This is a genomic window from Mycobacterium asiaticum DSM 44297 (genome assembly GCF_000613245.1).
Lineage (GTDB): Bacteria > Actinomycetota > Actinomycetes > Mycobacteriales > Mycobacteriaceae > Mycobacterium > Mycobacterium asiaticum.
Genome location: NZ_HG964936.1, coordinates 2156597 through 2175294, shown reverse-complemented (window position 1 = coordinate 2175294; position 18698 = coordinate 2156597). Strand labels below are relative to the sequence as shown.

The following is an 18698-nucleotide window of genomic DNA, read 5'->3' as shown; positions in this document are numbered from 1 at the left end:
GGCTACCTGCTGGCCGCGGTGGGTTGCGGGGTGGTGATCTCGGGTTGCGCGATCGCGGCGGCGATCGTGTTGGCCGGCATAGTAGCGAGGGTGGCGGCCGACCCGTCGGCGCGCTGCCTGCGCTGCTGGGCGGTCCCGATATCGATTGTGTTCGGGCTGTGGGCCATTCGTTCGATCGCCCAGTGGCTGCAGGCACGTCTGAGCCAGCGTGGGGCCAGCGCGGTGATCGCCGACCTCAGCGGGCAGGTGCTGACCGCTGTGACCGGCCGTCAGCCCCACGAGCTGGCCGCGCAGCGTGACTCCGCCGCGGTGGTGGTCACCCGCGGGCTGGATGGGTTGCGGCCCTATTTCACCGGGTATCTGCCCACCCTGCTGCTCGCGGCGATCCTGACTCCGGCCACCGTGCTGGTGATCGCGCTGTACGACCTGACGTCGATGGTCATCGTGGTGGTGACGCTGCCGCTGATACCGATCTTTATGGTGCTGATCGGGCTGGCCACGGCCCAACGGTCGGCGGCCGCCCTGACGGCCATGACGACTCTGCAATCGCGGCTGCTGGATCTGATCGCCGGCATCCCCACATTGCGGGCGTTGGGCCGGGCGACCGGACCGGAGCGGCGCATCACCGAACTCAGTGTGGCGCATCGCCGTTCGGCGATGGCGACGTTGCGGATCGCGTTCCTGTCGGCGCTGGTGCTGGAACTGCTGGCCACGCTCGGAGTGGCGCTGGTCGCGGTCAGTATCGGGCTGCGCCTGGTGTTCGGCGAACTGAGCCTCACGGTCGGTTTGACGGTGCTGCTGCTGGCGCCGGATGTGTACTGGCCGCTGCGCCGCATCGGGGCCGAATTCCATGCCGCCCAGGACGGACGGGCCGCGGCCGACCGGGCGTTCGCGCTCATCGGCGAACTGGAACCGGCGCCGTCCGCGCAACGCACGATCACCGCCCACTGCGCCATCGCCGCCCGCAGCGCCCAGATCCGCTTGGAAAACCTCAGCGTCGCAGCCCGAAGGGGCTATGCGCCGGACGGTCTGAGCGCGGTCGTCGAACCGGGCCAGGTGACGGTGCTGACCGGCCCAAACGGCGCCGGCAAGAGCACCACACTGCAGGTGATCGCCGGGCTCACCACGCCGTCGTTGGGCCGAGTCAGCGTGGACGGCATCGACCTCGCCGAAGTGGCCTCCGCGCCGTGGTGGCGCCAGTTGTCCTGGTTACCACAGCGTCCGGTACTCGTTCCGGGAACCGTCCGGGACAACCTGCTGCTGCTCGGCGATCTCGACGATATCGACACCGCTTGTGCCGCGGCGGGATTCGATGACGTGCTAACCGCCCTGCCCGACGGGTTGAACACCATGCTGGGCCGCGGGGGGGTCGGGCTGTCGCTGGGCCAGCGGCAACGGCTGGGCCTGGCCCGGGCACTCGGATCGTCGGCACCGGTGCTGCTGCTCGACGAACCGACCGCGCATTTGGACGCCGCCTCCGAGGAGCGGGTGCTGCGGGCGATTGTCGCCCGCGCGCGGGCCGGCGCAACGGTGGTGGTGGTCGGACACCGCGCGCCGGTCCTGGCGATCGGTGACCAGGTGGTGGAGGTATTCGCCGGCAGTGAGGCGCGGTATGCGCCGGTCTGAGCTCTGGAGCGCCGTCGCCGCGTTGCTGCGGCCACGTGTCCCCCGCATCCTGGCGGCCATCGCGCTCGGCGTGCTGTCGCTGGGCAGCGCGCTGGCCCTGGCGGGTGTGTCGGCGTGGCTGATCACCCGGGCCGCGCAGATGCCACCGGTACTCGATCTGTCGGTGGCCGTGGTCGCGGTGCGGACATTCGCGATCTCACGTGGCGTGCTGCGCTATTGCGAGCGGCTGGCCACCCACGACGCCGCGTTGCGGGCCGCCGGCAGCGCGCGTGCGCAGATTTATCACCGCCTGGCTACCGGACCGGCGGCCGGCGCCGTCCGGCTGCACAGCGGCGAGCTGGTGGCCCGGGTGGGCGCGGATGTGGATGCCCTGGCCGATGTGCTGGTGCGCGCGCTGGTCCCGATCGGCGTGGCGACGGTGCTCTCGGTGGCGGGCGTGGTGACGGTCGGCCTCATCTCACCATCGGCGGCGGTGGTGCTGGCCGCCTGTTTGGCCGTGGCCGGAGTGCTCGCGCCGTGGCTGGCCGGCCGGGCCGCGGTCGCGCAGGAAATGATCGCCGACCAGCATCACGCCGAACGCGACACCGCGGCGCTCCTGGCGTTGCAGCACGCGCCCGAGCTGCGGGTCGCGGGTGCGCTGCCCGGCATCATCGCCGAATCGCAACGGCAGCAACGGGCCTGGGGCGCCGCGGCCGACGCTGCCGCCCGGCCCGCCGCGCTCGCCGAAGCCATTCCGACCGCCACCATCGGCATCAGCGTGCTCGGGGCGGTGGTGGCCGCTATCAGCATGGGGCCCGCGGTCGCGCCGACGACCCTGGCCGTCCTGATGCTGCTGCCGTTGTCGGCCTTCGAAGCCACCAGCGTGTTGCCGACGGCCGCGGTGCAATTGACGCGGTCCAGGATCGCCGCGCGCCGCCTGTTGGCGCTGGCCCCACCGGGCTCGGTCACACCGGCCGGAACCCCAGTGTCACCGGACCGGCCGGTAGGGCGGTTGTCCGCTGACGTGGTAGCGGGTCACTCCGCGGTCGGAAGCTGCCACGCCACGGTCGATCTTGGCCCCGGCGCCCGGCTGGCCGTGACCGGGCCCAGTGGATCCGGCAAGACGACGCTGCTGATGACGCTGGCCGGGCTGCTGCCACCGGTGCGCGGCGCGGTGATGCTGGATGGAGTCGACTTGCAGTGCATCCGCGAACCCGAACTACAATCGTCCGTCTGCTTTTTCGCCGAAGACGCGCACATCTTCGCGACCACGGTCCGGGACAATCTGCTGGTCGTCCGCGGTGACTGCGACGACGACGAATTGACCGACGCGCTGGAGGCGGTGGGCCTGGGCGACTGGCTGGCCGGTCTGCCCGACGGGCTGTCCACGGTGTTGACTGGTGGCGCGCAAGCCGTTTCGGCCGGCCAGCGTCGACGGTTGCTGCTCGCCCGGGCGGTCCTGTCCCCCGCCGGAGTCGTCCTGCTCGACGAACCCACCGAGCATCTCGATGCCGCCGACGCCGACCGGGTGCTGCGTCGGCTGCTGGCGCCCGGCAATGGGCTGATCGCGGCCGCCAAAACCGTGGTGGTGGCGACTCACCACTTACCCAACGATGTTCGGTGTGCGGAGCTTCCCGTCAAAGCCGTCGTCGACGCGGCATGAACTCCAGGGACAGCAGCACGAAAGCGAGCGGCACCGTCTGGGTGAGGGTGACGAGGGCGTAGCGCCGAGTATCCATGGCATGGAACTTGCGCACATAACGGTCCAGCGACTCGAGCGCGATCAACGGGTCCAGCAGATGGAGCAGAAGGTAGCAGCACCGCGCTACCGCGCCGCAACGCTCGTCATCGAAGAGATCAGTGAACGCCGCAAACGCCAGCGATACACGTTGCGCCCCAGCCTCTTTAGCAGCGGCGATCATATCGACCGCGAGCCGCTCGTCCAGGCCGTTGGGTGCCCCGCGGCGGCGCCACGGCACGTCAAGCGTCAAATCACTACCGCCGCCCGCCGTCGCGTAGCGGTGGAAGCCCTGCACTGTGCCCGCGGCGTCCCTGCCGATGATCAGCTGCGTCCCGGGATAACGGCCTTCCAAAACGCCGTCGAGGTTCATGCAGAACCCGCGATCGGTGTGTGCGCCCTTGGCGGAATGCAGCAATACCGATTTCAGCTCGGTACGGAGGCGTTCGTCGAGTTCGCGCTCGGCCACGATCTCGGTGGTGATTCCGAAGTTGTGGGTGCGGTTCACCGCCTGACGCAGATTGCGGAAGCGCCGTCCGGCCAGCTCGAAATGGGCCGGGTCGACGACGACATCGCGGCCTATTGGCAGGGGACGCAACGACTGCCCGATGGCGGCGGGAGTCCACAGCCCAAGTCGGCGCTCGCTGCAACCCACCACCACGATCCGCCAGCCGCGGGTGTGGCACAGCAAGGCAAAGTCGGCGATTAAGTCTTGGAACCGCGCCTCGTCACCGATGGGGTCTCCGCTGACCGCCGCGAACCCGAATCGGGTCCGGTAGGCCAGCGCGGCGGTGCCGGTGACGTCGAAGTGATAGCACTTGCCCGTCTGCATGGCGAACGGAGCCAAGGGATCGTTTTTGGTGACATCGATCAGCGCCCATACCCGGGGCAGATCGTCGGGCTCCGGCCGGGCGGCCGTCGGCCACATCAGCGCTACCCCGGATCCGGCGATCATGACCTCACCGAGCGCCTCCAGCGAGACCAGGTGCGCGGCCAAACCGGCGACCAGCAAGGCGACGGCGGCCGCCGCGTGCATCGCGGTGACGGGGCGACCGAGGAAGATTCCGCGCGTGATCAGCAGTGCCGCCGCCAAGACGGATAGACACCAACCCGATCGGCCCTCGCGCGCAAGCACCGCGAACAGCAAACATGCCCCGCACAACAGAGCCAGCGCACTGGTGTAGCGGGCGCGTAGCGAATCGACATGCCAGACAACGCGTTCGCGCACGCGCAACGCATGCAGGCCGGGAAAGGTGTGAAGCGTAGGCGGTTTCACCGGCACCTCCTCGCTGAGCGGCGCCCTACACCGACGTTACGCCGCTCGCAGCCTGTGGCGAGTAGACGCAAAAGCCCCCGACACGCCGGGCATTTTGGGACTTTTGCGTCTGCTCGCCGTTATGACTATCGGCGGACGGCCGGAAAGTATTTCAGGACGCCTTCCTGCACCACCGAGGCGACAACCTGCCCCGAGCGGTCGAAGAAGTGCCCAGTGCCCAGTCCGCGCGAGTCCGCGGCGACCGGTGAACTCGTCGAATACAAGACCCAATCATTGAAATCGACTTGGCGGTGAAACCACACGGAGTGATTGGCCGAGGCCGCAAAGATCCGGTCGAATCCCCACGACAGCCCGTGTCGGGTGATGACCGAATCCAGCACGGTGGTGTCCGACGAATACAGCAGCGTCGCAGTGTGCAGCACCGGATCCTCTGGCACCGTGCCCAGCGCCTTGAGCCAAACCCGGTTGTACGCCAGGCGATCGCCCTTGTCCCGCATGATCCAGGCCGGGTCGTTGGTGTAGCGCCAGTCGACGGGTTGCAGGGCGTTGACGAACAGCGGGACCGTCGTTTCGTAGCCGCGCAACAACTCTTTGATGGACGGCAGGCTTTCGGGGTCTGCCACCTCGGGCGGGTCGACGGCGTGCTCGAGGCCGCGGCCACCGGACATGTAAGACACCATCGCCGTCGACAACAGCACGCCGTCCTGCACGGCATCGACGCGGCGGTTGGCGAAGCGGCGTTCGTCGCGCAGCGGCACCACGTGGAATTCGATGTCCTTCGACGTGTCGCCCCCGTTGATGAAATGCACGGACAACGCGCTCGGCGGCAGGTCGTCGCGAGTGAGAGTGCGGCTGGCGGCCACGAACGATTGCGCCATCAGTTGCCCGCCGAACGTCCGCATCGGGGTCTTGCTGGGATGCGAGCCGCTGAATCGGTGGTCTTCAATTCTGTTGAGGCTCAGGGCATCCAGCAGTTCCTGAAAATCAGACAATCAGACGTCGTCCTCGCCGATCCGGTGCACGTGGATCAGGTTGGTCGAGCCGACGGTGCCTGGCGGCGCACCCGCGACGATGACCACCAGGTCACCGCGCTTGTACCGGCCGAGTGCCAACAGCGACTTGTCCACCTCGCGGATCATGCCGTCGGTCGTCTTCATGTGCGGGACGATGAACGTTTCGGTGCCCCACGTCATCGCGAGCTGGCTGCGCACCTCGGGCAGGTCGGTGAACGCCAGCAACGGCAGCGGGGTGTGTAGGCGGGCCAGCCGGCGCACCGTGTCGCCGGATTGGGTGAAGGCGACCAAGGCCTTGGCGTCTAGCCGCTCGCCGATGTCGCGGGCGGCGTAAGAGATCACACCGCGCTTGGTGCGCGGCACGTGCGTCAGCGGCGGCGCCGCCGTCGAGTTCTCCTCGACCGCACACACGATCCGCGACATCGTCTTGACGGCCTGCAGCGGGTATTTACCGACCGAGGTTTCACCGGAGAGCATCAGTGCGTCGGCGCCGTCGAGGACCGCGTTGGCCACGTCCGAGGCCTCCGCACGGGTGGGCCGCGAGTTCTCGATCATCGAGTCGAGCATCTGCGTCGCCACGATCACCGGCTTGGCGTTTTCCCGGGCCATCTGGATGGCCCGCTTCTGCACCAGCGGGACCTCTTCCAGCGGCAGTTCAACACCCAGATCACCGCGGGCCACCATGACGGCGTCGAATGCCAGCACGATCGCTTCGAGGTTGTCGATGGCTTCTGGCTTTTCCAGTTTGGCGATCACCGGAACCCGCCGCCCCACCCGGTCCATCACCTCGTGGACGAGTTCGACGTCCGACGGCGAGCGCACGAATGACAGCGCCACCATGTCGACACCCAGGTTCAGTGCGAACGTGAGGTCCTCGATGTCTTTCTCCGAAAGGGCGGGCGCCGACACGTTCATCCCCGGCAGCGAGATCCCTTTGTTGTTGCTGACCGGCCCGCCCTCGACGACCTTGCAGACCACGTCGTCGCCGTCGACGTGGTCGACGATGAGGCCGACCTTGCCGTCGTCGACCAGTACCCGGTCACCGGCCGAGGCGTCCTGGGCCAATCTCTTATACGTGGTGGACACGCGGTCGTGACTGCCTTCGCAGTCGGCGACGGTGATCCGGATGGTCTCGCCGTCACGCCAATGCGTCGGCCCGGAGGCGAACCGCCCCAACCTGATTTTCGGACCTTGCAGGTCGCAGAGCACCCCTACCGCGCGTCCGGTGGCGTCCGAAGCGGCGCGAACCCGCTTGTAGGCGGCCTCGTGATCGCTGTAATCGCCGTGGCTGAAATTCATTCGGGCGACGTCCATACCGGCTTCGACCAGCGCTTTGACCAAGTCATCCTGTTGGGTGGCAGGCCCGAGAGTGCAGACGATCTTTCCGCGTCTAGTCACGACGTCAAAGCATAGTCGCGCTTTGTGTGATGGGGGCCGGGAACGCACGGCCGGCCGCAACTATCCCTGCGGCGTCAGCCGCTCAGCACGGTGGGCACCAGCGGGAAGCCGGGCAAGTTGCGGACGACCGTCCATGCGGTCATCAGGGCCACGGCCGTGACGGCGGTGGGCACGGGTAACCAGGACTGGCCGCGCACCCGCCGCACCAGGATCCACGCCGCAAGCAGCGGGATGCCGACGAGCAGGAAGACGTTGTCGTTGATGCTGGCCGCAAGATCGCCGTGCAGGAGATCGTGGGTCATCCTCAGACCGCCGCAGGCCGGGCAGTTCCAGCCGGTGAGCCACTTGAACGGACACTGCGGGTAGATGGTGTGGGGGCTATGCGGGTCGGCGAACCCGATGTAGAGCAGGGCGCCGGAGAGCGCCGCGGCGCCGACGACGGCAGGGCCGCGATGACGCGGATCCCGGGTGGCCGGTTGGGACGACCGATCAGGTGCCATCACGCATCGGGCGACCCAGCGGATCGTTGACCTTGTCCGTGAGGATCAGCAGCGCGTCGATCGTGCCCCAGATGACCGCACCCAGCCCGCACGTCAGCCAACCCACGAGAAGTTGCGCGACGCCCAGCCCGACGTACCCGGCGTACATGCGGCCGATGCCGGCTATGCCGAACAAGCCCAGCAGTTGCAGCAGACCGGCAACGGTCTTCGACTTGTCCGAATAAGGCTGGCCGGTAACGGGATGCCGACCGAACGGCGCCGAGGGGTCGTAGCCCGGCGCGTATTGCGGGTACGACTGGTAAGGCGGCGGGAAGGGCGGTGGCGGGTATCCCTGCCCCTCGTACTGCGGGCCGGGCTGTGGGGTGCCAGACCAGGGCTGTTCAGTCACGGGTTCAGCATGCCAGATCTTCGACCTGCTTGGCTGCGCTCGTGTTGCCGCCGGCCCGGCTTGGGCCGCTGGTCGCGGGCGTTACGGTCGCTGGCGTCGGCGCCGGAATGACCACCGCCGCCGTTCCGGTTCGGCGGTCTGCGGCGCCGGGGTCGGGGCCGGCTCGGATTCGTCGGTCTCGGGTTCGGCTTGCGCTTCGTTCTCGACGGCGGCTTCGGCATCGTCGGCCTGTTCGGGCTCGGCCTCCGCTGTCTCATCCTCGAGGACCTCGGGCTCGTCGCGCACCGCCTCGTCAGCCTCGTCGGCTTCCGGCTCCTCGGCCGCCTCTTCAATAGCCTCGGCCTGCTCGGATTTGGGCTCCTCGACCGGCACCTCGGGCCCAGCAGCCCCGGCTTCCTCTAGAGCGGATTCGGCGTCGTCGGCCTGCTCATCCTCGGCCCGTTGGGGCTCGTCGAGCACCGCCGCAACCTCAGCGTCGTCGGCGGCTGTCAACTCGGCGGGCACCGGCTCGGCCGCTTCGGCCTCCTCGACCGCCTCTTCGGTCTGCTCGGCCACTACCTCGGGCTCGGCAGCTTCGACCCCCTCGATCACTTCCTCGACAGGGTCGGTTTCAGCGGACTCGGCCAGCACCGCCTCACCATCAGCCTCGTCAGCTTCGGATTCCTCGGCGGCATCCTCAACAGCCTCCGCCTGCTCCGACGCGGGCCCCTCGGCAACTAGCGCGGGCTCGGCAGCCTCGACCTCCTCTATCGCTTCCTCGACAGGGTCGGTTTCAGCGGACTCGGCCAGCACCGCCTCACCATCAGCCTCGTCAGCTTCGGATTCCTCGGCGGCATCCTCAACAGCCTCCGCCTGCTCCGACGCGGGCTCCTCGGCCGCTACCTCGGCCTCAGCAGCTTCGGCTTCTTCGCTTGCTTCCTCAGCGCCATCGCCGGCCTCGGCGTCGGGTTCGGCCTCGGTGGCCACCTCGTCTTGCTCCGCCTCGGCCAGCGCCGCCTCGACCTCCGCGATCTCGACCTCCGGCTCGCCTTGGGAGGACTCAGTAGCGGACCGAGCGGTCTCGGCCGAATCACCGCCCGCACTGGATGCGGCCCCCGCGGCACCAGCGCTGCCCGCCGCGACGGTGGCCAATTCCGGCTCCCGCTCGTCGGAGTCACCTCGACCTCGCAACGACTCCGGATCCTCGCGACCCTTCGGCGCCAGCATGATGTACACGACCGCCCCGATGAACACGAACGTCGAAGTGAAAGTGTTGATGCGGATGCCGGCGATATGCGTGGCAGTGTCGTCGCGCAGCAATTCCACGCCGAAACGCCCGACGCAGTACAGCGCCACGTACGACGCGAACAGTCGTCCGTGGCCGAGCACGAACCGGCGATCGAGGTACATCAGGGCGGCGAATACCAAAAGGTTCCACAGCAGTTCGTAGAGGAAAGTCGGTTGCACGACGAGCGCGACCTGACCCGTCGACACACCGTCCAGCGAATGCACGTCGACAAAACCGGCCGGGTCCCGGCGGTAGAAGATCTCCAGGCCCCACGGCAACGTGGTTTCGCGGCCGTACAGCTCCTGGTTGAAGTAATTTCCGAGCCGGCCGATGGCCTGCGCCAACACCACCCCGGGTGCGACGGCGTCCACAAACGCCGGCAACGGGATATCGCGACGCCGACAGCCGATCCATGCGCCGACCACACCCAGCGCGACGGCACCCCAAATGCCCAGGCCGCCGTCCCAGATCCGGATCGCCGCACCGAAACCGGCGCCGCCGGGTCCCCAGTACGTCTGCCAATCGGTAGCCAGGTGATACAGCCGTCCGCCGATCAGACCGAACGGCACCATCCACAACGCGATGTCATAGACCACCCCCCGCTCGCCGCCGCGGGCCGCCCAGCGCCGGTCCCCGATCAGCAGCGCGATCAGGATGCCCAGAATGATGAAGAACGCATACGCCCGGATGGGCAACGGCCCGAGGTGCCAGACTCCGCGCGGCGGGCTGGGAATATAGGCAAGCAACGTCGTTCTCATGCTGACGCCTTCCGGCGCACACCGGCCGCGAGTTCCTCGGTCAACGCCTGCAGGGCTGGCAAACCCTCGCCGAGCGCGGACACCAACGCCGACCCGACGATCACGCCGTCGGCATAGCTGCCGATCTGGGCGGCCTGCTGTCCCGACCGCACGCCGAGGCCCACGCCCACGGGTATGTCGGACACCGCCTTCACCCTCCCCACCAACTCAGGCGCAGCGTGCGACACCGCATCGCGTGCACCGGTCACTCCCATCGTCGAGGCCGCGTAGACGAACCCGCGGGACGCCTCGACCGTGGCGGCCAACCGTTCGGGCGTCGAGGACGGTGCCACCAGAAAGATGCGATCCAAGCCACGTTCCTCGGACGCCGCCAGCCACTGCTGCGCCTCGTCGGGAATCAGGTCCGGCGTGATCAAACCTTGCCCACCGGCCGCGGCCAGGTCCCGGGCGAAGGCCTCAACCCCGTAGCGCAGCACCGGATTCCAGTAGGTCATGACCACCGCACGTCCGCCGGTTTTGCTGATCGCCTCGACGGCGGCCAGGGTGTCACGCACCCGCACTCCCCCGCTCAACGCCTGTTCGGTGGCCCGCTGGATGGTCGGACCGTCCATGCCCGGATCCGAATACGGCACGCCGACTTCGACGATGTCGCAACCGGATTCGACCAGCGCCGTCATCGCTCGCACCGATGTCGACACGTCGGGAAAGCCGGTCGGCAGATAACCGATCAACGCCGCGCGGTTGTCCGCGGCGCACGCCTCGAACAACGACCCCAGTCTGCTAACTGCGCTCTGCTCCACTGTCATCACTCGTCCAGCAGGCCGAACCACTTCGCGGCGGTCTCCACGTCCTTATCACCGCGGCCGGACAGGTTCACCACGATGATGGCGCCCTTGCCCAATTCGGCGCCCAGCTTCAGTGCGCCCGCAACCGCGTGTGCGGATTCGATCGCCGGGATGATGCCTTCGGACCGCGACAGCAGACCGAACGCCTCCATGGCCTCGGTGTCGGTGATCGGCTCATACCGCACGCGCCCGATGTCCTTGAGATAGGCGTGCTCGGGACCGACCCCTGGATAGTCCAAACCCGCTGAGATGGAGTGCGATTCGATGGTTTGGCCGTCCTCGTCCTGCAGCAGGTAGGAGAACGACCCCTGGAATGCGCCTGGTGAGCCACCGGTGAAAGTCGCCGCGTGCCTGCCGGTTTCGACGCCGTCGCCGGCGGCCTCATAACCGACCAGCCGTACCGCGGGGTCGTCCAGGAACGCGTGGAAGATGCCGATCGCGTTGGATCCACCGCCGACGCACGCCACCACCGCGTCGGGCAGCCGGCCCGCCTGCTGCTGGATCTGCACGCGGGCCTCCAGCCCGATGATGCGCTGGAAGTCACGCACCATGGTGGGGAAGGGGTGCGGCCCGGCGGCGGTGCCGAAGCAGTAGTAGGTGTTGTCGGCGTTGGTCACCCAGTCCCGGAACGCCTCGTTGATGGCATCCTTGAGCGTCCTGGACCCGGTCTCCACCGACACGACCTTCGCCCCGAGCAGTCGCATCCGCGCCACGTTGAGGGCCTGGCGCGCCGTGTCGACCGCGCCCATGTAGATGATGCAGTCCAAGCCCAGCAGCGCGCAGGCGGTGGCGGTGGCGACGCCGTGCTGTCCTGCCCCGGTCTCGGCGATCACCCGGGTCTTGCCCATCCGGCGAGCCAGCAATGCCTGCCCGAGCACGTTGTTGATCTTATGAGAACCGGTGTGGTTCAGGTCTTCTCGTTTCAGGAAGATCCGCGCCGCCCCGGCGTGGTCGCCGAGCCGAGTGGTCTCGTACAACGGTGACGGGCGGCCCGCGTAGTGCTTCTGCAGCTTGTCCAGGGTGTCCAGGAAATCCTGGTTGACGCGTTCCTTCTCGTAGGCGGTGGTGACCTCGTCGATCACCGCCATGAGCGCCTCGGGAACGTAGCGGCCACCGTAGACGCCGAAATGCCCGCCCTGGTCAGGGTCGTGGTGGGTGCGTTCGACGACGGCGGCACTGGTACGCGGAATATCCGGGGATAGATCTGCCATCAGAAAGACTCAACGCGCGCGCGGCACATCAACAACTAGCGAGCCGGCTTCGGACAGGACGGGTGGGTACCGGCAGTGACCAGATCGGCGACCGCGGCGCGCGGGTCCCCGCTTTTCACCAGACCCTCGCCCACCAGGACGGCGTCGGCGCCCGCACCGGCGTAGGCCAACAAGTCACCGGTGTGCCGCACACCGGATTCGGCGATCCGGATCACGTTGCTGGGCAGCCCGGGTGCGATCCGCGCGAAGCAGTCCCGGTCGACCTCGAGCGTGGTGAGATCGCGGGCGTTGACGCCGATTACGTTGGCTCCGGCCTTCAGCGCGCGGTCGGCTTCCTCTTCGGTGTGCACCTCGACGAGCGCTGTCATGCCGAGTGACTCGGTGCGGTCCAGCATCGACACCAGCGCCGACTGGTCCAGCGCGGCAACGATCAGCAGCAACATGTCCGCACCATGCGCGCGCGCCTCATGGATTTGATACGGCTGCACCACAAAGTCCTTGCGCAACACCGGAATTGACACCGCTGCGCGCACCGCGTCCAGATCGTCCAGCGACCCCCGGAAACGCCGTTCCTCAGTCAACACACTGATGATCCGGGCGCCGCCGTCTTCGTAGGCGCGGGCCAGCTTCGCCGGATCGGAGATGGTGGCCAGCGGCCCCTTCGACGGGCTAGCTCGCTTGACCTCGGCAATGACACCGATGCCGGGTTCACGCAGTGCGGCCATCACGTCGCGCGGCGGCGGAGCCGCGGCGGCGCGGGCCTTGATTTCCGAAAGACTCACGCGGGCTTCGCGCGCGGCAACGTCGGCCCGGACTCCCTCAAGAATGGAGTCAAGCACGTTGGCCGGACTCATACCTGCGGTTTCCCTTCCCTCTGTGGCCTTTAGTGGCCCTGTTGCGAACCACCGCCACCCCACGCGCCGACCGATTGCGACGACGTGCAAGAAGGGTAGCGACCCTCATCACAGGGTCCGTCACCGCCCCTCGGTGTCCGCCTCGGGTGGCCGATCGGTAGGGTCACGGCCCTCATCGAGAGCATCCCACATCATCCGTTCCGATAACTCCGGTTCGGCGCCCCCGGCGCGTTGTTGCGCACCGGCGTCGTCCCCACGCGCTGCCGAGCGGCGGGCGGCGGGCGCCAGGTACTTGGTGCTGCCGGATCGAGCTCCCGACGCCGCGCGCAGCAACAAGGCCGCGGCGATGAGCGTGCAGACCGCGGCCGCCACGGAGACACCGGCTCCCCAGTAGTGGCGCGCGCTACCGACCAGCGTCGCCACCGGGACGTGCGCGAGGTCGGCGCCGCGCGCGGCCACATCCGGCACCGCCCACAGGCTCACACCCAGGTAACCGGCAGCGAAGCTGGCCGCGGCCAGCAACGCGGCCAGCACCCGCAACTGCCAGCCGCGCACGGCCAGCACCGCCACCGCGGCGGCCAGGTCGACGATCGCCAATGGAAGCAACGCGCTCGACCAGGTGGCGCCCGACAGCGCCACCTCCTTCGGCGGCCCCAGACCGTCGAAGGACCGGATCATCACCCACGTCAACCGCGACGCGCCCCACAGCGCGCCCGCGGCCACCACCAACAGCACCTGCGCGACCCCGATCGAGAGGCGGCGCCGATCAGCCACCGCCAGGCACCGCGCTGAAGTCGGAACTGCCGATGTCGGAACTGCCGATGTCGGGGCTGGCAAGTGTCTCGGCGGCGGCGATCGCGTTCAGCACGGCCCGCGCCTTGTTTCTGGCCTCGTTGTATTCGTAGGGCCCGTTGGAGTCGGCGACCACGCCGCCGCCGGCCTGGACGTAGGCCTTGCCGCGGCGCATCAATGCCGTGCGGATGGCGATCGCGAAGTCGGCATTACCGGCGAAGTCCAGGTAGCCGACCACGCCGCCATATAAGCCGCGACGCGTCTTCTCGACCTCCTCGATGAGCTCCATCGCCCGTACCTTCGGCGCACCCGACAGGGTGCCGGCCGGGAAACAGGCCGTGACGGCGTCCAGTGCGGTCTGCCCCTCGGCCAGCAGGCCGGTCACCGTCGACACCAGGTGCATCACATGGCTATAGCGTTCGATGTGGCTGTAGTCCTCGACGCGGACGGTGCCCGGCGCGCAGACCCGGCCGAGATCGTTGCGGCCCAGGTCCACCAGCATCAGATGCTCGGCGAGTTCCTTCTCGTCAGCCAGCAGCTCCTTTTCCAGCAGGAGGTCTTCCTCGTCGGTGGCTCCGCGCCAGCGGGTCCCGGCGATCGGATGCGTGGTCGCCCGCCCGTCGTGCACGGTCACCAGCGCCTCGGGACTGGATCCGACGATCGAAAAGTCAACGGCGCCTTGGTTGTCCGGAATCTGCAGCAAATACATGTAGGGGCTGGGGTTGGTCACCCGCAACATGCGGTAGACGTCGATCGGGTCGACGTCGGTGTCCATCTCGAAGCGTTGTGACGGCACCACCTGAAAGGCTTCGCCGGCCGCGATCTGCTCCACCAGGTACTCGACGATCGCGCCGTACTCTTCGACGGTGCGCTGCGCACGATGGCGCGGCTCGGGCCGGGCGAACGTCGCCACCGTCGACGGCACCGGCAGGCTGAGCGCCGCGGTCATCACATCCAACCGGGCGACGGCGTCGTCGTAAGCCCAGTCGACCCGCTCGTCGGTGCCGTTCCAATTCACCGCGTTGGCGATCAGGGTGATGGTGCCCTCGTGGTGGTCGACGGCGGCCAGGTCGGTCGCCAGCAACAGCAGCATGTCGGGCAGCTGCAGGTCATCAACGGCGAGTTCGGGCAACCGCTCCAGGCGGCGCACCATGTCGTAGGCGAAGAACCCGACCATGCCTCCGGACAGCGGCGGCAATCCCGGCCTCGACTCCTGGGGAGCCGCGGTCGCCAGCACCTCCAACGTCGCGCGCAGCGCGTCCAGCGGGTCGCCACCGGTGGGGGCATCCTTGGGCACGGCGCCCAGCCACACGGCCTGCCCGTCGCGAACGCTCAGCGCCGTCGGCGCGCCGGCCCCGATGAAGGACCAGCGCGACCATGACCGCCCGTTCTCGGCTGACTCGAGCAAGAAAGTCCCAGGACGGCTGGCGGCCAGCTTCCGGTAGGCCGAGAGCGGAGTTTCGCTGTCGGCCAAGACCTTGCGGGTCACCGGGACCACCCGGTGCTCGGCCGCCAGCGCGCGGAATTCTTCCCGCGTGATCGTGGCTGCAAGGTTGGCGTGCACCGAACCATCCAATCAGATTGCTAAGCGCCAGCCCGCGTAGCGTGTCGACCATGAAAACTGGTGACACCGTGGCCGACTTCGAGCTTCCCGATCAGACCGGCACGCCGCGCAGACTCAGCGAGCTGTTGTCCGACGGGCCCGTGGTGCTCTTTTTCTACCCGGCGGCCATGACCCCTGGCTGCACCAAGGAGGCCTGCCACTTCCGCGACCTGGCCACCGAATTCGCCGCCGTGGGCGCCAACCGGGTCGGCATCAGCACCGACCCGGTGCAGAAGCAGGCCAAGTTCGCCGATACACAGAAATTCGACTACCCGCTGCTCTCGGACGCCGATGGCACCGTCGCCACCCAGTTCGGCGTCAAGCGCGGGCTGTTAGGCAAATTGCTGCCGGTGAAGCGGACCACGTTCGTCATCGACACCGACCGCAAGGTGCTCGACGTGATCTCCAGTGAGATCAGCATGGACACACACGCCGATAAGGCTTTGGCGACGCTGCGCAATCGCTGAGCTTTGCCGGGGACGGCTCGTTAGCATGCATCCATGCCAACAAGCGCCGGCGAGGGCGGCGGCCTCAAGGAAGGCGAGCTGTTCGCCGGTTACACCATCGTCCGCCGGCTCGGGGCGGGCGGGATGGGTGAGGTCTATCTCGCGCAACACCCGCGGCTACCGCGCCGGGATGCGCTGAAGATCCTGCCGCGCGAGTACACCGCGAATTCCGAATTCCGCCAGCGCTTCAACCGCGAGGCCGATCTGGCCGGGAGCCTGTACAACGAACACATCGTCGGCATCCACGACCGCGGCGAGTATCACGGCCAACTGTGGATCTCGATGGACTACGTCGAGGGCACCGACGCCAACGAATTGCTGCGTACCCGGTACCCGTCCGGGATGCCCCTGCCCGAGGTCGTCGAGATCGTCTCGGCCGTGGCCGACGCGCTCGACTACGCGCACTCGCGTGGTTTGCTGCACCGCGACGTCAAGCCGGCCAACATCCTGCTCGGCGACGGTCAGCCCAAGCGCCGCATCCTGTTGGCCGATTTCGGCATCGCCCGCGAACTGGGCCAAGCCAGTGGCCTGACGGCCACCAACATGACGATGGGCACCAGCGCCTACTGCGCGCCCGAGCAACTGCAGGGGTTCGACCTGGACGGTCGGGCCGATCAGTACGCGCTGGGCTGTACCGCGTTCCAGTTGCTCACCGGTGCGGCCCCGTTCCAGGACTCCAACTTGGCGGTGGTGATCGCCCAGCAACTGTCCGCGCCGCCGCCGCTGCTCAGCACCCGACGACCGGATCTGGCGCACCTCGACGGCGTCATCACCCGGGCGCTCGCCAAGGAGCCGGCCGGTCGTTTCGCGTCGTGTGCGGAGTTCGCGGCCGCGCTGGCAGCACCGCCGGGCACCCTGTACCCGCCGGTCGGGGTTGTCCCGACCCCAGCCATCGCCCCGCTGCCGCCGCCCCCGCCCCACCGCGGGCACGGCACGCTGATCGCGTCACTGGTGGCCGTGGCGCTGGTGGCGGCCGCGGCCGTGCTCGGCCTGGTGGCGCTGCACGGTCCGTCCGGCGACCCGGCCGCCGCTCCGGCCGGCAAGCCCGGCGGCGGCGGCACCAGCACGTACTCGGCGCCGCCGCCCGGCAACAACTCGGCGCCGCCGACACTGCATCTGACCGAACAGGTCACCGACGAGGCGCGAGTACTACGGCCCGCCGAACGTGCCGTCATCGAGCGTGATCTCAGAAGACTCGCGGACACCCGGGGCATCAAGCTGTGGGTCGTCTATGTCACCGATTTCGGTGAATTCAAGCCGGCCCGCTGGGCCGAGCGCACCCTGCGCGCCAACGATTTCACCGACCACGACGCCCTGCTGGCCATCGCCACCGACCAACCCTCGTTCGCCTTCCACGTACCGGTGGCGGCCACGGTGGGCAAGCCGATCGACGTCGAGGAGATCCGCCGGGAGCGCATCGCGCCGGCCGTCGAGCGCCGGGAATGGACCCGCGCCGCCCTGGTGGCCGCCAACGGGCTGGACGTCGCGGCCAATTAATCGGTGCCCGGCTCCAACAGCACCGCGGCATCGAAGCAACTGTGATCACCAGTGTGGCAGGCCCCGCCGACCTGGTCGACGGTCAGCAGCACGGTGTCGCCGTCGCAGTCCAGGCGCACCTCGTGCACGCGCTGGGTGTGCCCGGAGGTGGCGCCTTTGATCCACTGTTCGCCGCGGGACCGCGAAAAGTAGGTGGCTTCACGGGTTTCCAGTGTGCGGGCCAAGGCGTCGTCGTCCATCCAGGCGACCATCAATACGTCGCCGCTGCCGCGTTCCTGCACGACGGCGGTGATCAGGCCGTCGGCGTTGCGCTTGAGACGCGCCGCGATATCCGGGTCGAGTGTCATGGCGCGGCGATCCGAACGGTGATCTTCTCCGCGGCCATCGCGGCCTTGACCTCGCCGATGGTCAGCTCGCGGAAGTGAAACACGCTGGCGGCCAAGACCGCGTCGGCTCCCGCCGCGACGGCCGGCGCGAAGTGCCCGACCGCGCCCGCGCCGCCGCTGGCGATGACCGGCACGGTGACGGCCGCGCGGACCGCGCGCAACATGGCCAGGTCGAATCCGGCCTTGGTCCCGTCGGCGTCCATCGAATTGAGCAGGATCTCCCCCACCCCCAACTCGGCACCGCGGGTGGCCCACTCGACGGCGTCGATACCCGTGCCCCGGCGCCCGCCGTGGGTGGTGACCTCCCACCCCGACGGGGTTGGCGGCGAGCCGGCTGGGACCGTGCGGGCGTCGACGGACAGCACGATGCACTGGGAGCCGAATTGCCTTGCCATCTCGGCGAGCAATTCGGGGCGGGCGATGGCGGCGGTGTTGACCGAAACCTTGTCCGCGCCGGCGCGCAGCAGCACGTCGACGTCGGCGACGGTGCGCACGCCACCGCCGACCGTCAGCGGGATGAACACCTGCTCAGCGGTGCGACGCACCACGTCCAGCATGGTGGCCCGGCCCGAGGAGGACGCCGTCACGTCGAGGAAGGTGAGTTCGTCGGCGCCTTCGGCGTCATAGGCAGCCGCGAGTTCGACCGGATCGCCCGCGTCGCGCAGGTTTTCGAAGTTGACTCCCTTGACCACGCGTCCGCCGTCGACGTCCAGGCACGGGATCACCCGCACCGCCAGGCCGTCACCATCGGTGTGCGCGGGGCGCACCTCTCCCCCGCGAGCAGACGCGAAAGCGCCCTTTTCCTCGGCGTGTCGGGGACTTGAGTGTCTGCTCGGCATCAGTAGTCCTCGGGTTGGCCGGTGCTGCGCAGGATCTCCAGGATCTCGGCGTGCACACCGGGCGCCGCTGCCAGAGCACTCTTCGACGCCGGTACCCACGGCTCGCCGGCCAGATCGGTGACGATGCCGCCGGCGGCCCGGACCAGCGCCACCCCGGCGGCGTGATCCCACACATGGCTGCCGAAACTGATTGCGCCACCCAGGAATTCCGTCTGCGACGTA

At 68.4% G+C, this 18698-nt stretch carries 18 protein-coding genes; 4 read left to right on the top strand and 14 right to left on the bottom strand.

Features of this window, described 5'->3' with window-relative positions:
• Positions 1-9: 9 nt before the first annotated feature.
• Positions 10-1626 (top strand): thiol reductant ABC exporter subunit CydD, encoded by a 1617-nt coding sequence (gene cydD, locus BN972_RS10370; RefSeq protein ID WP_167659573.1) that lies wholly within the window; start codon positions 10-12, stop codon positions 1624-1626.
• Entirely contained in the window at positions 1613-3268 is a 1656-nt protein-coding gene (gene cydC, locus BN972_RS10365; RefSeq protein ID WP_036355954.1) for a thiol reductant ABC exporter subunit CydC, read from the top strand. The genes cydD and cydC overlap by 14 nt, the downstream gene beginning before the upstream one ends.
• On the opposite strand, the gene BN972_RS10360 is transcribed toward cydC, so the two are convergent.
• The 11 genes from BN972_RS10360 to BN972_RS10310 form a co-directional block, all read right to left on the bottom strand.
• Positions 3243-4619 carry a bifunctional lysylphosphatidylglycerol flippase/synthetase MprF gene (locus BN972_RS10360; protein ID WP_390176188.1) on the bottom strand — a complete coding sequence of 459 codons (1377 nt, stop codon included), beginning with the start codon at positions 4617-4619 and terminating at the stop codon, positions 3243-3245. The genes cydC and BN972_RS10360 overlap by 26 nt on opposite strands.
• Before the next feature lie 125 nt (positions 4620-4744).
• The gene (locus tag BN972_RS10355; protein WP_036355952.1) at positions 4745-5611 is read right to left on the bottom strand and encodes an acyl-CoA thioesterase II; all 867 of its coding nucleotides are present in this window, start codon (positions 5609-5611) and stop codon (positions 4745-4747) included.
• Positions 5612-7030 carry a pyruvate kinase gene (gene pyk / locus BN972_RS10350; protein ID WP_036355949.1) on the bottom strand — a complete coding sequence of 473 codons (1419 nt, stop codon included), beginning with the start codon at positions 7028-7030 and terminating at the stop codon, positions 5612-5614.
• Positions 7031-7104: 74 nt separating this feature from the next.
• On the bottom strand, positions 7105-7530 hold the full coding sequence (locus BN972_RS10345; protein ID WP_036355946.1) for a DUF2752 domain-containing protein: 426 nt from the start codon (positions 7528-7530) through the stop codon (positions 7105-7107).
• On the bottom strand, positions 7520-7918 hold the full coding sequence (locus BN972_RS10340; RefSeq protein ID WP_036355943.1) for an NINE protein: 399 nt from the start codon (positions 7916-7918) through the stop codon (positions 7520-7522). Before BN972_RS10340 ends, BN972_RS10345 begins: the two co-directional genes overlap by 11 nt.
• A gap of 81 nt (positions 7919-7999) precedes the next feature.
• On the bottom strand, positions 8000-9943 hold the full coding sequence (locus BN972_RS28190; RefSeq protein ID WP_036355941.1) for a prolipoprotein diacylglyceryl transferase: 1944 nt from the start codon (positions 9941-9943) through the stop codon (positions 8000-8002).
• Positions 9940-10752, bottom strand: coding sequence for a tryptophan synthase subunit alpha (gene trpA, locus BN972_RS10330; RefSeq protein ID WP_099051028.1), 813 nt, complete (start codon positions 10750-10752; stop codon positions 9940-9942). The genes BN972_RS28190 and trpA overlap by 4 nt, the downstream gene beginning before the upstream one ends.
• Positions 10749-11999 carry a tryptophan synthase subunit beta gene (gene trpB, locus BN972_RS10325; RefSeq protein ID WP_036355935.1) on the bottom strand — a complete coding sequence of 417 codons (1251 nt, stop codon included), beginning with the start codon at positions 11997-11999 and terminating at the stop codon, positions 10749-10751. Before trpB ends, trpA begins: the two co-directional genes overlap by 4 nt.
• Before the next feature lie 35 nt (positions 12000-12034).
• Positions 12035-12853 carry an indole-3-glycerol phosphate synthase TrpC gene (gene trpC, locus BN972_RS10320; RefSeq protein ID WP_036355932.1) on the bottom strand — a complete coding sequence of 273 codons (819 nt, stop codon included), beginning with the start codon at positions 12851-12853 and terminating at the stop codon, positions 12035-12037.
• Between the two features lie 120 nt (positions 12854-12973).
• Complete coding sequence (locus BN972_RS10315; protein ID WP_036357245.1) at positions 12974-13633, bottom strand: TIGR02234 family membrane protein; 660 nt, start codon at positions 13631-13633, stop codon at positions 12974-12976.
• The gene (locus tag BN972_RS10310; protein WP_051545350.1) at positions 13620-15209 is read right to left on the bottom strand and encodes an anthranilate synthase component I; all 1590 of its coding nucleotides are present in this window, start codon (positions 15207-15209) and stop codon (positions 13620-13622) included. The genes BN972_RS10315 and BN972_RS10310 overlap by 14 nt, the downstream gene beginning before the upstream one ends.
• 50 nt (positions 15210-15259) lie before the next feature.
• On the opposite strand from BN972_RS10310, the gene BN972_RS10305 reads away from it, so the two are divergent.
• Together BN972_RS10305 and BN972_RS10300 are read left to right on the top strand one after the other, a co-directional pair.
• Entirely contained in the window at positions 15260-15715 is a 456-nt protein-coding gene (locus tag BN972_RS10305) for a peroxiredoxin (protein ID WP_036355930.1), read from the top strand.
• 33 nt (positions 15716-15748) lie between these two features.
• Positions 15749-17251, top strand: a complete 1503-nt coding sequence (locus tag BN972_RS10300; protein WP_036355927.1) for a serine/threonine-protein kinase — start codon at positions 15749-15751, stop codon at positions 17249-17251.
• Here BN972_RS10300 and hisI read toward each other — a convergent pair.
• The 3 genes from hisI to BN972_RS30270 all read right to left on the bottom strand — a co-directional run.
• Entirely contained in the window at positions 17248-17598 is a 351-nt protein-coding gene (gene hisI / locus BN972_RS10295) for a phosphoribosyl-AMP cyclohydrolase (RefSeq protein WP_036355924.1), read from the bottom strand. The genes BN972_RS10300 and hisI overlap by 4 nt on opposite strands.
• Complete coding sequence (hisF, locus tag BN972_RS10290; protein WP_235192403.1) at positions 17595-18476, bottom strand: imidazole glycerol phosphate synthase subunit HisF; 882 nt, start codon at positions 18474-18476, stop codon at positions 17595-17597. Before hisF ends, hisI begins: the two co-directional genes overlap by 4 nt.
• The coding region (locus BN972_RS30270) for an inositol monophosphatase family protein (RefSeq protein WP_036355919.1) at positions 18476-18698 on the bottom strand (223 nt) is incomplete at its 5' end. The genes BN972_RS30270 and hisF, both read right to left, overlap by 1 nt.